The organism is Methylocaldum sp. 14B (assembly GCF_002005105.1).
In the GTDB taxonomy this organism is placed as follows: domain Bacteria; phylum Pseudomonadota; class Gammaproteobacteria; order Methylococcales; family Methylococcaceae; genus Methylocaldum.
On the sequence record NZ_MSCV01000006.1, the window covers coordinates 70035 to 84741 of the forward strand.

A 14707-nucleotide genomic window follows, 5' to 3' on the forward strand; every position below is an offset into this window, starting at 1 on the left:
TGCTGCCTACTAAATCTGAGGGGAGATAAGGATTATGGCGATGTCCATGCAGACCGATACCTACAAAGGATTTCTCGAGCATTTCAACGAGACCGCGCTATTCCGCTTTTTCGCGCGGCTTTTAATCTTCACTCAAATCTTTCTCGGTCTGCCGGCCCCCGCTGTTGCTGCAACGCCTTCCGACTCTCCATCATCCGCGGCAGTCACCGAGTTAGCGGTCACCGGGACCTACCAGCTGATCGGGTCCAAGCGCGTGTCCAGCACGCTGATCGACTTTACCTACCGCGCGGAGATCACCAACAGCGGTACGGAGACCTTCCCCGACGTCGCCGCCACCGTGGTGAGCCAGGCCGCCAGCACGATGATCGTCGATGGCGCGGTGTTTTTCGGCGAAGTAACGGGCGGCGCGACGCTGTTCAGTCAGGACACGTTCACCATTCGCCAAAACCGCACCGTCCCGTTTAATCCGAACGATTTGGTGTGGACGGTCCAGGCCAATCGAGCCCCGGCAGCAAACGCGGGGGCCGGCCAAACCATGGCCGTGGGCGGCACCGTCACCTTGGACGGCAGCGGCTCGTCCGATCCGGACGGCGATGATCTCACCTATGCCTGGTCCTTCGTGGCGGTCCCCCCGGGTAGTACGGCGCAGCTCAGCGATGCCGCCGCCATCAAGCCGACGTTTGTGATCGACCGGCCCGGCGACTACACCCTCCAGCTCGTGGTCGATGATGGCAAGGCATCCAGCCTGCCGGCCCAGGTCACGATCAGCACGCTCAATACTCCGCCCGTGGCGGTGGCCCGTCTGAACCAAGCGGTTCGCGTGGGACAAACCGCGCAGCTCGACGGCAGCGCATCATCGGATGTCGACGGCGACCCCCTGACCTTCCGATGGACCCTCACGAGCCAGCCGGCGGGCAGCACGGCGATTCTGTCGGATTCAGCCACCGTGACACCGACCCTGCCGATCGACAAGGCCGGCCAGTACACGGTCGAACTCATCGTCAACGACGGCACCGAGGACAGCACTCCGACGCCGCTCATCATCAGCACCGAAAACACGCCGCCGGTGGCCCATGCCGGGTCGGACCGCAAGATCGCGCTCCAGGCGGAAGTGGTGCTGGACGGCAGTGCCTCCATGGACATTGACGGCGACACCCTCAGCTTCTTGTGGTCGCTGATCGGAAAACCGGCCAATAGCACTGCCTCTCTCTCCGATCCGAGCCTGGTCAAACCCAAATTCACCGCCGATCTGCCCGGTGATTATGTCGCCCAGCTGATCGTCAATGACGGCAAAGCCAACAGCGCGCCGGCCTCGGTGATCCTGACGACCGAGAACACCAAGCCCGTGGCGAATGCCGGCACTCCTCAGACGGTACCTCTGCAGACTACTGTTACGCTGGACGGAAGTCTCTCCTCCGATGCCGAGAACGACCCTCTGACCTACCTATGGTCATTGACGAGCATTCCGTTCGGCAGCGCCGCCACATTGTCCGACCCTGGCGCGCAACAGCCGCAGTTCCTGGTCGATCTCCCCGGTTCGTATATCGCCCAGCTGATCGTCAACGATGGTCACCTGGCGAGTGATCCCGCGAACGTCATCATCAGCACCGAAAACAGCCGGCCGGTAGCGAATGCCGGACCCGACCAGGAGGTTAAAGCAGGCGATGCCGTGCAGCTGGACGGCGGCGCCTCCGGCGATGCCGACCACCACCCCTTGACCTACCAGTGGTCGTTCACGGCCAAGCCCCAGGACAGCACGGCCACGCTGTCGGATCCTGCCAGCGCGACCCCCACCTTCGTCGCGGATCGGACCGGCGCCTATGTGCTGCAACTCATCGTGAACGACGGCCAGCTCAACAGCGAGGCCGACACGGTCACGATCGAGGCCAAGCCGGTCATGGTCACGGTACCGAATGTGGTCGGTGAGACCCAGGCGGCGGCCGAGGCCACCCTTATCACCGCGCAACTGACGGTGGGCGCGATCACCGCACAAGCCAGCGACACCGTGCCCGCCGGAACCGTGATCAGCCAGGCTCCGGTGGCCGGCACCGAGGTGGAGAAGGCCAGTGCGGTCACCCTCGTGGTGTCCACGGGCCCGGCGCTGGTCAGTGTGCCGAACCTGGTCGGTCAGACCCAGGCGGCGGCCGCGGCGGCGATCAGCGCCGCCCAGTTGACGCTCGGCGCGGTCACCCCCGCGTCCAGCGACACGGTCCCGGCCGGGCAGGTGATCAGCCAGAATCCGCTGGCCGGGGCGTCCGTCGCCAAGGGTTCGGCGGTCAACCTAGTCGTTTCCTCCGGTCCCGCCCTAGTCACTGTGCCGAATGTCGTCGGCCAAACCCAGGCAGCGGCCACGGCCGCCATTACCAGCGTCGGACTGAGCGTCGGTATCGTCACCCAGCAGAGTAGCGATACGATCCTGGCCGGCAGCGTTGTCAGCCAGACACCGGTCGGTGGAACCAGCGTGGCTGCCGGTACGCCGGTCGACCTGATTGTCTCTACCGGGGCTGCGCCGGTGGTTCTGAGCCAGCTCACGGTAACTCCACCGAGCCCCACGATCCTGGTGGGGCAGACCCAGCCGTTCAGTGCCATCGGCACCAACAGCGACGGCACCGGTCAAGACATGACGGGGCAAGTGACTTGGGACAGCAGTAATCCGTCAGTGGCCACCATCACGGCCGATGGGGTGGTCACGGCCCTGACCGAAGGTAGCACGACGATCCGTGCCAGCCAGGGCGCGATCGCTGGCACTACCCTCCTAACCGTCAGTGCGACGGTCTCGGATACCACTCTGCCGACTGCGGTCCTCACCGCTCCCGCGGCAGACAGCACCGTGACCGAACCGACGGAAGTCAAGGGCACGGCGAGCGACGCCAACTTCCTGAAGTACGTACTCGATTATGCTCCTGCCGGCGAGACCCATTTCACTGTGCTCGCGACCGGTACGACGCCGGTGGTTAACGGCACGCTCGGCACCTTCGATCCCACGCTGCTGCTCAATGATCTCTATACCCTGCGCCTGACCACCTATGACAAAGGCGGCAACACGGCTCAGGTCAGTGTGCAGGTTCAGGTGGGCCGTGACCAGAAAGTGGGCAATTTCAGCCTGGCTTTCCAGGATCTGAACATCCCGGTTGCCGGCATTCCGATCACCATCACCCGGGTTTACGACAGCCGGGACAAGACGAGCGGCGATTTCGGCTTCGGTTGGCGGCTGGATCTGCAGACTTTGAGACTGCGCGTCAATCGAGAGCAGGGCTCGGGTTGGCAGGTGAACAAGAGCGGCGGCTTTTTCCCAACCTACACCCTGGTGCCCAACCAAAGCCATGTCGTCAGTATTACTCTGCCGGACGGCAAGGTAGAGCAATTCGACCTATCGACCGAGCCAAGCAGTCAGCTGTTGTTCCCGCTGGATTTCGTCACCCCGGTCTACAAGGCGCGGCCCGGGACCCTCGGCAAGCTAAGACCTCTAAGCGGCGGCATTTTCGTCTCCGGCTCGCAGCCCGGGGCAGTAACTTTGTTGGACGATGGCGACTTTTTCACTGTCTATAATCCAACTACCTTCGAATACAGCACGCCCGAAGGTCGTGTATTCATCATTAACAAGGATTCAGGTGTGCAAAAAGTCAGCGATGCTAACGGCAATTCGTTGACCATCGGAACGACGGGTATCATGCATTCCAGTGGCAAAGGCATCACCTTTACCCGCGATAGCCAAGGGCGTATTACCAAAATTACCGATCCTAATGGGAACGTAATTCAATATGCTTATGATGTCCAGGGAGACTTGATTACCCATACCGATCCTGAAGGTAACAGCACGAGATTCAAGTACAACTTCAGCCATGGCTTATTGGAGATTCGTGATCCGCGCGGTAATGTGCCTGCGCGTAACGAATATGACGCCGAAGGTCGGCTAATTGCAACGATAGATACTAAAGGAAACAGAGTTGAGCTAATTCATGATGTGGCCGGTCAGCGGGAAATTCGTCGAGACCGTAATGGCAATGTTACGGTTAGCACTTATGACGATAAGGGCAATTTGACCTCCGAAACTGATCCTTTAGGTAATACGACAACGCATACTTATGACGATCGCGGAAACGAGCTGTCAATCACCGACCCTTTAGGCAATCGAAAGACGTTTACCTATGACCAGAATAACAACCGGACTTCCGAGACCGATGCTGGCGGTAACGTCACTACCTATACCTACAATACCCGGAACCAGTTATTGACGATAACCGATCCGCTCGGGCGCAAAACGGTTAACAACTATGACGCCAAAGGAAATTTGATCAGTACCGTGGACCCAGCGGGAAATACAACCTCCCATACCTATGATGCGCGTGGGAATCGAACTTCTACGCAGGACGCCGAGGGTAATCTCTTTAAATATGAATATGATGCTTCCGGGAATAGAACTAAGTATATCGATGCTGCCGGGAACATCACGACCTATCAATATGACGTTAATGGCAATAAGACCTCCGAGTCCTCATCCAGGACTGACACAAATGGGAATGTGGTTGTCGTTACTACAAGCATGCTCTACGACAAACGCAATAAGCCGATTGAGCAGATCGATGCACTGGGTAACTCGGTAAGGTTCACATATAACAGTTTGGGCAAAGAGGAGACCTTTACCGATAAGAATGGCAATCGGCTAACCCGATACTATGACGACATCGGTAATCTCATTCAAACCACTTATGCTGATGGAACCTTTGAAGCGTATACCTATGATGCGGAAAACAATCGCATAGGTTCGACTGACAGGGCCGGTCGGATCACAAGCTATGAGTATGATGGCAACAACAGGCTGGTCCGTACCCAGTTCCCCGACGGCACTTCAGAAACCAGGAGCTATAACGCAATTGACAAGGTGGGTTCGATCACGGATCAAAATGGGCATACTACCCGGTATGACTATGATGCCGTTGGCCGCAAGATCAGCGTCACCAATGCGTTAGGTCACGTAACGCGCTATGCCTACGATGCCAAAGGCAATCAGGTCTCCATGACTGATGCCACCGGCAACATAACGCGCTTTGAATATGACCTGAACGATCGGAAAACCAAAACCGTGTTCCCAGACGGAACCTTCAAGGTGTTCGCTTATGACACGCTTGGCAGGAAAATTTCGGAGAGCGACCAGGCCGGGAATATCACGCAATTCGCGTACGATGCACAGGGAAGATTGATAAGAGTTACGGATGCGCTCGGCGGTGTAACTCAGTACGCATATGATGAAGTGGGAAATCGGACAGCCCAGATCGATGCTAACGGTCATCAGACTACATGGACTTACGATGGTCTAGGGCGAATTCTGAGTCGGACGTTGCCGTTGGGCATGACGGAAACTTTCACGTACGACGCAAACGGTAATATTTCCACGCATACCGACTTCAAAGGACAGACTATTTCCTATTCGTATGATTCGAATAATCAACTTATTTTGAAAACTCTTCCGAACGGAAGCCAGATAACGTATTCCTATACTCCAACCGGTAAAGTGACGACCATCGTTGATGATCATGGCGTTACTACCTTCGAATACGATCTGCGGGATATGCCCGTGAAAGTGGTGAACGCCGATGGAACGATACTGGAGTACCAGTATGATGCGAAAGGTAACCGAACATCGGTAACGCTGCCGTCGGGTACCATTAACCATGAGTTCGACGCAATCAATCGTCTGATAGCCGTTACTGACACTCAAGGCCGAGTTACGCGGTATTCATACGACAATGTGGGTAATCGGACGCGGATCGAATATCCAAACGGCAGCAAAGCAAATTACGGCTACGATGCATTGAACCGACTTACGAGCCTTTCCCATGTGACAAGCGACGGCAGCGTTTTGGCAGGGTTCGAATATATCCTGGATGCCGTCGGCAATCGCACAGCCGCAACTGAGGAAGGTGGAGTCAGGACCGATTATTCGTACGACAAACTGTACCGGTTGACCCAAGAGCAGATCACCGAATCCGGCATCGTGAGAAAAGTGGTTTCCTATACTTACGACGGTGTCGGGAACCGGTTATCCAAGACGACCGATGGCGAGGTCATTAATTACGTATACGATGACAATGACCGGATGATCAGCGAGGGAGTGGTAACGTATAGCTATGACGCCAACGGGAATCTCATTGAAAGGTCGAACGGCGGGTCGGCGTCTCAATTCGAGTTTGACTACGAGAATCGCATGGTCAAGGCGACCGAGCCAGGAAACGTCACCGAATATATCTACGATGACGACGGGGTGCGAATCGGTACTGTGCGTAACGGAGTGACATCATCCTATCTCGTGGATAAGAACCGGGAGTTACCCGAGGTACTGGAAGAGCGTGACTCTGCCAACGGGCTCATCGTGGTCTATATTCATGGCGACGATCTTATCAGCCAGCAACGCGGCACCGAGATTCGTTTCTACCATTACGATGGCTTGGGCAGCACGCGCTTGCTGACGGATTTTGGCGCCGGGATCACCGACCGCTATGCTTACGACGCATTCGGTAATCTGCTGAATTCCTCCGGAATTACCGATAACCGGTATCTGTTTACCGGTGAAGAGTTCGATCCAGAGACGGCTTTCTATTACCTTAGAGCCCGCTATTACGATCCGGGTGTCGGGCGCTTCACGTCGATGGATAGCTTCCAGGGCAACATCTATGATCCGAAATCGCTACACAAATACGTGTATGCAAACGGAGATCCGGTTAACTTGGTGGATCCCTCGGGACATTTTGCGGGTGTAGCGATGGCGATGCCGAGCATCAGCATAAGCATTAGCATCAATACCGCAGCGATCGCGAGCGCGGCGCTCCTTCTCGCGAAGGTGACGCTGGCCGTTGCCGGTGCCGCGGTTGCCGCCTGCGCTTTGAATGCCGCGCTGTCCTTCTCGACGGCAATCGGCTCGGGCGGGGCGTGCGATGTGAGCAAATTCAATATCTTCTACTCGGGCATGGATACCCCGTTTACGACCGCTCATATCGCATCGGCGATAGCGACCGGCGCGCCCGCATCGCCTTTGCGGCGGATTTCGCCGCCACATTCCAGAGCTTGGCTGCGGAGCGATCCGCGCTGTTCCGGAAACGTTGCAAGCCAGACTTTATTGTGGTGCGATGAGTATCCATTCGCATCCACTGACCGGGGTGGACAGGCAAATGGCCCGTCGCTGATGTTGGTTCCAGCGGTGGAGCAGATGTATCAGGGAGGTATGCTGTCGGCGTTCTACTTTGCTTGTAACGTGGTCGCCAACGATCCGTTGAACGGCGTTTTCGGAGTCGTGCCCGGAACACCGACAACCTCGTGGCAATGTAAGTAACCGCTTCGGGTGTGCCAGGTGGGTTTATGCTAAGGGATGAAAAGATTTATCAGATCTGGATGTTTGCTTGAGGTAATCGTGGCGGTCGCCCTTTACCTGGGGGCATATTCCGCCGGCCTGCGGTTACCCAATTCGGAAAACGCCGATCTAATGACCGGCCAACCGATTGACACTGAGTGTTTTATTCATTCTGCCGTGGACGACTGTTTAAACAATGCCCTTGGCCGGATCCTTGCCGCGATGGAGCGGAGTGGATATCCGTTGCCTGGTCTACTCAGACCCGGGTTGTCAGATAGGGACCGACAGGCCGTGTTAGCGGATTTCCCGTGGCAACTGCCGCGAGAACTCGACCGTTTCTATGCCTGGCGAGATGGAGTGGCCGAAGGGGCGAAGGTGGCTGAACTTTTTCCCGGCGGCACAATGTTAACTCTCTCCGAGGCTATGGCAATCTACAAGCTGCAAATCGAAACCGCGGCTCGAATCGCCACACTAGCCAAGATAGAACCAGACAAACTTTGGAGTTCGCGGTGGTTCCCGGTGTTTGTCAGTCACGGAGATTTTTACGTCGTAGAAGGTTCCGATCGGCCGATCGAGGTGTCCCCCGTTTACTTCATTACGAACGAGGACCGCATACCAGTCAGAAGATACGCAAGCCTTTCGGACATGATGGAGATCGTCGCTAGATGTTTTGAGCAGGGTGCCTTTCGAGTTGGCGATTCCGGAATCTTGCAGGAAGATATCAAGAGCGTTGCCGCCATAACCGCGGGTTATCGTGTGGTTAGTAACCAGGCTCCGGAGATTGGGAATATGAGTGAGATCGAACGACTAGTTCACATCCTGGCCTCCGCCGATGGCGAAGCGAGGGGAGAGGCTGCCGGCAGGCTGATGGAACTGCATGACGAGGCAGCCATACCACTGTTAGCGCAAGTTATCCGTAGCGCTGATCCGAGCGCTAGGGAACTGGCAACCCGAGTGCTGGCGGAACTCGGCGGCGACTCGGCCGTTCCGCCATTGCTAAATGCCCTCAAAGATCCGGAGGAATCGGTGCGCGGCGAGGCTGCCGCAGCGTTAGGACAACTTAGGCGGCCTCAGGCTGTCGATGCGCTCATCGTGGCGCTAGACGACCCCGCGACTTCCGTACGCATGCGCGCCGTGTGGGCTCTAGGAGAGCTCAAAGCCCATGATGCCGCGGTCAAACTGGAGGCGCATCTTAAGAAGGAAGAGCATATTCCTTTGCGAAACGCCATCATCCAGGCTCTGGGAAAGATCGGCGATACCTCCGTAATACCTGCATTAATCGAGTTCGTGAAGGAGTCTCCGATGGAGACCCGGATACTCGCCGCAGCAGCCTTGGGGGAGTTTGGGGGCGACGAGGCTGCGGGTGCGTTGCGGTTCGTTATCGAGGAGCAGGATCGCCTGGAGCAGACAAACTCCGGTAATACGAGCCTGGACAGCATTATCAAACTCCAGCAGGCGCGGCAGCTAAAACTGGTGTCGCAGCAGTCACTAGCCAAGATCGACAAGGGTAGGAAATGAGCTTTCGCCAGTTGTCCTAATGAAGCTGGGTAAAGTAGGGGACGGGTTGCCATTAGTTTAGCGCCGGTCTGTCTGTTGCCACCCCTTTTGTCTGGCATTGCGTCACAAACTGCGACAACGTCAAGTTGGCCTGTCCCGTCTCATCTCATCGGACCATGCCTACGCTTTTCCGTACGCGGCTTTCCAATGGTCTTCGCAACAAGGCATGTGCCGATCGCCAAAGCGCCTTTGTCGGCAGTCTAAAAAGTCCATTGCGTACATAGATCACAGGTCCCGAGAAGCGATGTATCCATGTGCTCGCTCCTGGCTTGTGATGATGCAGCAGATAAAATTGCACCCGCTCATCCACACGCAGCTTCACGTTGGAGATCGTCCTGGTGCAGTTACGGTCGTGGAAATAGTTGGCCAGCCGCGCAAGGTCCGGTTGAATTCTCCGATACTCTGCAATATCGCGACGCTGGGTACGCAGCCAGTCGGTCAGGGCTTTGTTCCGGTCTTTGATCCGCAGTATCGAACGAAGTGACGGCTGAACGAACGGCCGAGAAACGCGCGCAGGGCCATTCGCTTTTGCTGCGCCGGAGTCTCGACGACCCGAGCGACCGGGCATACTACGTGACCTTCGCGCCGAGGGACGGCATGCTGGACGCCCTGGTTTACGTCGCGGAAAGGCCTCGGTCCATCGAATATCGCATTTCGAAGCGGCCAAGCCAGACTGTGGGCTGGATGAATAGAAGGCAGGGCATGTGTGGGTCGCGTGGCATCGGCACATCGCCTTAGCCTTGGTGACGCACGCCGTCGAGATGGCCGCGGCTTGTTATAGCCTATCCCGGTAGGTCCGCGGACCCGTTCCACAAGCTCAGGGCGACCGGACTTCTGGGGTAAGTCCAAAGTTGCAGCACTTATCTGGCTATGATTTGCGTTGACAGGATCGAACTAGAAATCCAGGCCTCAAATCTAAGTACATTCCATAAACTTTTGCGGAATCTCGACAAATTAGTTCGATTGGCAGGTTTCTCCTGCAGTGGTGCGTATGCCGCAAGACTTCCCTGAATGTGCTTAGAGCGTTTTCATCGCGCTCGTACGGCAAAACCAGCTTGGCGGACGTCGTTGGCGCCTTCGGCTCGGGTGAATGGATTCAAGCATTCGTAGGTCGGCAACCCTTTCCCAATCGCAAACGGTCGCTTTAGTCGCGACCCTTCCGACGAAGACGCTTGGCCGGGACGTGGCGTCGGGAAAGGATTCCCGACCTACTCGCGAATGCCCGTACAGTAGATATGAAAATGCTTTAGCGATATTTGGTTATAGTGAAAATTCCCGGCGATAGATGTGATGACGGCGGGCATTCGTCAATTGCTTTTTTGGACGAACAACCGAATACGAGTTCCGACAGGGGGTAATAGGTCCTTTCTCGCCTCAATGGTTCCGAAAGCGCCGAGGCCGATGCCAACTCTATGCTCGATGACGCTGGCCGGATCGTGCACGAATCCGATTAACGTGCCGTCCATATGAGCCAGGTAGCGACCATCGGGCGTAAATGTCGATCCGGTATAAACCCACTCGTGAGTCGCTTGGCCTTCCGCTGCCGTCAATAGCTCCTCGGCCCGGCGTCGAACGGTTTTGCCGGAGGATTCCCAGGTAATCCACAATTCGAGCTTGTCGCCTGCGACCGGTTCTTTATCGAAATGAAAGCTGGCGGGCTTGGCTTTTTTTGCATCCAAGCCGATGAGAATGCAGGCCAAATTGAATTCGACCGCGTTGGCATCCAGTTCGAGAAGGCTTTCGTAGGATTTATACCCTCCCTTGGTAACCGCCAGAAATTCCAGCGGCGGCTCGGAGCGAATCACTGTGCCTGGAACGGCGAAGTTCCGTTCGGCCTTGTTGACTTCGATGCTGCCGACTTGGTATCGCTGGCCGCCCAGGTCGCGGATTTCAGGCTGCGGCGGCATGGGTTGAGAGCCGTATTCCAGCGGGGCTTCCGCAAAGGTGGCGGACGACACCAGAACACCGATCAAAGCGCTATAAATAACAAAGTTGATTTGTCGCATCGGCCGATCTCCTAGCCGACCATGCCGGTGACCACCCGATGCGGCATCGGGGAAGGAAAGGGAAGGGTTTCAATGTGCGTAAATCCGGCTTCGGCCATCCACGCCGCCACGTCCGTATCGGCATGTACGCCGCCCTCCGGCGCCGTCAGCATCATGTTGAGGCCGAAAAGGGTCGCAAAAAGAGGGCCGGTTCCGCCGTGGTCAGTGAAGACATCGCTCAAAATCAGCAGCCCGCCGGGTTCCAGGGTGTCCTTGGCACGGCCGATGAGTTCCCGGCATCCCATTTCGCTCTCTCGATGCAGGACCCCCGAGATCAATACCACATCGTTACCGGTCGGGAATTTCGTGGTGTGGTAATCGCCTGCGAGTGTAGACACCCGATCCTTGGCGCCCAGACTTCCTATGATTTCATCGGCCAGTTCCACCACATGGGGCAGGTCGAGCACTTTCGCCCGGAGTTCCGGATATCTTCGGACGAACAAAGCGGAATATGTACCCGGTCCGCCGCCGATATCCAGCAGTTGTTTGCGTCCGCTCAGGTCGACCAGGCCGGCCAAAGCATTGCCGATGCCCAAGGCGCGGTTGTGCATTCCATAGACGAAATGGCGCGTTTTCGCGGGATCGTCGCCGAGATAGGTTTCCTGGGCGAGAGGGGGGCGATTTTCCCGGAGCGCTTGTTCCAGCTTGCCCCATGTGGCGTAAAGGTCATCGCTGTAACGCACGGCATTTCCCATGAACGCCGGACTGCCCGGCACCAGAAAGACACTGGCCAGAGCGCTATTCGTGTAAACCCCTTCGGATTCTTCAAGTAACCCTAAGGCAACGCAAGAGTTCAGCAGCAGACGGGTAGGCCGAGGGTGGGTATTCAGGGCATCGGCTGCCTCGCTGACGCTCATGGATGTCTTGGCGAGAGCTTCGAACACGCCGATACGATTGGCCGTCAGAAATGTCATGGCATTCCAGTAGGCGGTGGTGAGTTGCATGATCGGTGTCGGATCGAGCATGTGATCGTTTCCTTGTGATGTCTTAGGCGCAAAGGGCATGGTCGATGTCGCATTCCATCTGCATGTAACCGCAGCGATGGCACATGAATCCATCCCAAATGTTCAATTCGTATTTCCGGCGGATGTCGAAATAGCCTAGGTTAACGCGCTCAAAGTAGCTGCGCAGTTTCTCCAGGTGTTTGGGATGATCCCGCCCCGCGATGGGCCAATAAAGTGAGTAAATCGGAATGATGCCCTTCGCACCAAGCGTCTCGGCGCCCTCGAGCGCAAGCTCGATCGCTTCTTTCTCGGTTAATCCGTACTCCGGCTCCAGTTCGATTCCCGCCACCATGGCCGTGTAGACACGTCCCTTACCCCAAAAAGACACTGCACTTTCGAGGGTCCCGATCCAACGCTGATAACCCACGAACCGGTGCTTGCCGGGACAAACCTGGCTAAACAATCGCTCGGACCAGACTTCCAGATTAAAACAAACGGCATCCACCAGATTCTCATCATGTAACCGGCGTAGACATTCCTCGGGCAACGCACCGGAACCGCAGGTGACCGGAATCCGATGCCGATTGACCGTTTGTACCTCGCGGGCCAATTCGATGAAGCGTTCGCCTTCTTCCCGCCAATCGGTCATGGAGCCTCCGACCAGATAGATGTGGCGGATTTCGCTTTCCCGCAAGGCGGCATCAAGCGTCTCCTTTAGGCGCGTGTAAGTCAGGGGCGACAAGGATGTGCGATCCATCACCTGCCCCAATTGCTCGGTACGCGCGTCGGGAGCGCCGTAACCGCAAAACAGGCAGCGCATGGACTGCCCGTCCTGTTTATCGGCGAGAAAATACTGACAAGCAGGCGCCACGTTGATGACCGCCATGTCGTGGTGCAAGGTGATGCCGGCCTGGGCCATGGGAAAGCCGTCGCTGGTTTTTCCGTGCATCCACTTGGGAAGATTCATGAACTCGACCGACGTTTCCGGGTGCGTACCGCGATCGTGAGCCAAGCGGTAGCCGGATTCGAAAGAGCCGGTTACGGACCAAGCCGAGTCCCCGTTTCCCTTGATCCTGGCGAAAACGCCGTCGGACGTGGCAAGCGAGTAGGGAACCATCGCCTTGCCCCTGCCGGTCGGATCGTGTTCGCCGGGTTTGAAACGATACGGGTAGAAACCCGGAAACGAGTGCTCCGTCGCCCGTCCCAAAGCGTCGGTGTAGCGAATGCCTTCGAAAATCAGATCCAGTTTGCGTTTGGCGGTTTCTGGGAGGGCGGGAGGCTGCATGGCATTGGTCTCCTGAGTTTTTCTTTGGGCTTAAAGCCTATCCCGGCAGGCCGTTCGCCCTGAGCTTGTCGAAGCGTGTTTTAAGGTCTACCGGGATCGGCACTTAGTGTAGTATGCCGAATCGCGTTCCCGATACGTTTAACCCATGAAAATCAACAGACAGCTTATTCTCGTGGTTTCCGCGGCACTGGCGATACCGATCATTCCTTTTCTCGTCATTGGCGAACTGCCCGGGGAACGATGGCTGTCGGCCACGGATGACAACGCGCTTCGGTTCGGCTTCCTCGGCGGTGCGCTGTTGGCCGGCGATACCCTCCTGCCCATACCGTCCAGCGTCATCGGAACCCTGCTCGGCGCGCGTCTCGGTTTCATCTCCGGAACATTATGGACATGGGCGGGACTGACTATCGGCCATCTTATCGGTTATGCCGCCGGGCGGCTGCTGCTGGCCCGGCTCGGCACGCGGCTCCCGGAAGTGCCGACGCTCTTAGCGGTGTTCGCGAGCCGGCCGGTCCCGGTGCTGGCGGAGGCCGTGGCTTTTACAGCCGGTGCCGAAGGTCTGGATTTTTCTCGATTTCTGCTGACGGCGGCTGCGGGCAACTTATTGTACTCGGTGGTACTGGCAGGAAATGGCGCCGCACTATTACCCGATGCGATAGTCGGACCAGGAATCATCGTTCCCATGACATTACCCGTCGTTGCCTGGCTGGGATGGCGCCTCCGGAAAAAGCAGAAGAGCAAAGTCATGCAAACGGGAAACTGAAACCTCGAAAACGGATCGGCCCTGCTACCGGGTTACGGCTGCTGGGTAGGACCGGGTTGAAGGTAAATCATTTCGACACCCTCTGCGCCTTGGACGACTGCACGCATCATCTGTCCCTGGTCCAGCTGCTGCTTGATTTGCGAGACCGAGTCCATCGGTTCGAAACTGAGGCCGTTGAGCTTCAGCTCTGCTGCGGACGGCAATCCCAGCATCGGTTTGAGGGCGAAATAAAGTTCGTCTACCGTCGCGGCGGGGGTTTTGGCCAGTTGTTCGATTTGGTAGGCCATCTCCTCGCTTACTTCCACCGTTCGGTGTTTCGGCTGTGTTTCGGCCTCGCTGGCTGTCGGGGCTGCCGCATCGGCATTGGATGACTCGGGCGACAACAAATTCCGATGCCCCTGCTCGGACGGCAAACCATCCGCGGTCAACTGGATCTCGATCTCGCCGGTTTCCGTTTTCAGCCAAAGGCGGTCGCGAGAAATCTTTTCGACTTTGCCCACGTCCGGAATCGAGGTATCCCGTCGCACCGTCTGTTGTCGGCCGTCCGGGAATTCGATCATGGCAACCCGAGCTTCGTCGCCGACCGTCACCACACCTGAAAGACGGAAGGGCGGTTCCGACGAAGATGCGGCGATTGCGATATCCACCCTGACGATAGCCAATAGAAATGCCGGTAACGAAAACAGGGTTGTCCTACGAATATTCATGCGCTTAATCGATCCAGCCTGGAACTTCCATCTCCGAAAACAACGGATGGGAATCAAAAAC

The 14707-nt window shown here is 57.0% G+C and carries 7 protein-coding genes; 3 read left to right on the plus strand and 4 right to left on the minus strand.

What is annotated here, in order from left to right; translation table 11 throughout:
* The first annotated feature begins 40 nt into the window (after window positions 1-40).
* Both B2A78_RS05915 and B2A78_RS05920 read left to right on the plus strand, forming a co-directional pair.
* Complete coding sequence (locus tag B2A78_RS05915; protein WP_168175357.1) at window positions 41-7327, plus strand: PASTA domain-containing protein; 7287 nt, start codon at window positions 41-43, stop codon at window positions 7325-7327.
* Between the two features lie 36 nt (window positions 7328-7363).
* Complete coding sequence (locus B2A78_RS05920) at window positions 7364-8863, plus strand: HEAT repeat domain-containing protein (RefSeq protein ID WP_077728987.1); 1500 nt, start codon at window positions 7364-7366, stop codon at window positions 8861-8863.
* Between the two features lie 1346 nt (window positions 8864-10209).
* Here B2A78_RS05920 and B2A78_RS05935 read toward each other — a convergent pair.
* Genes B2A78_RS05935 through B2A78_RS05945 form a run of 3 tightly spaced genes read right to left on the minus strand, consistent with a single transcriptional unit; the run spans window position 10210 to window position 13176 of the window.
* A complete protein-coding gene (locus B2A78_RS05935) occupies window positions 10210-10908 on the minus strand; it encodes a YdjY domain-containing protein (protein ID WP_077728990.1) in 699 nt (232 codons plus the stop codon).
* Window positions 10909-10919: 11 nt separating this feature from the next.
* The gene (locus tag B2A78_RS05940) at window positions 10920-11912 is read right to left on the minus strand and encodes a methyltransferase (protein ID WP_168175358.1); all 993 of its coding nucleotides are present in this window, start codon (window positions 11910-11912) and stop codon (window positions 10920-10922) included.
* Between the two features lie 22 nt (window positions 11913-11934).
* Window positions 11935-13176 (minus strand): radical SAM protein, encoded by a 1242-nt coding sequence (locus B2A78_RS05945; RefSeq protein WP_077728992.1) that lies wholly within the window; start codon window positions 13174-13176, stop codon window positions 11935-11937.
* A 145-nt stretch (window positions 13177-13321) separates the two neighbouring features.
* On the opposite strand from B2A78_RS05945, the gene B2A78_RS05950 reads away from it, so the two are divergent.
* A complete protein-coding gene (locus B2A78_RS05950; protein WP_077728993.1) occupies window positions 13322-13939 on the plus strand; it encodes a VTT domain-containing protein in 618 nt (205 codons plus the stop codon).
* Window positions 13940-13971: 32 nt separating this feature from the next.
* Here the strand turns inward: B2A78_RS05950 and B2A78_RS05955 are convergent, their stop codons facing one another.
* Window positions 13972-14646 carry a hypothetical protein gene (locus B2A78_RS05955; RefSeq protein WP_077728994.1) on the minus strand — a complete coding sequence of 225 codons (675 nt, stop codon included), beginning with the start codon at window positions 14644-14646 and terminating at the stop codon, window positions 13972-13974.
* Between the last annotated feature and the right edge of the window lie 61 nt (window positions 14647-14707).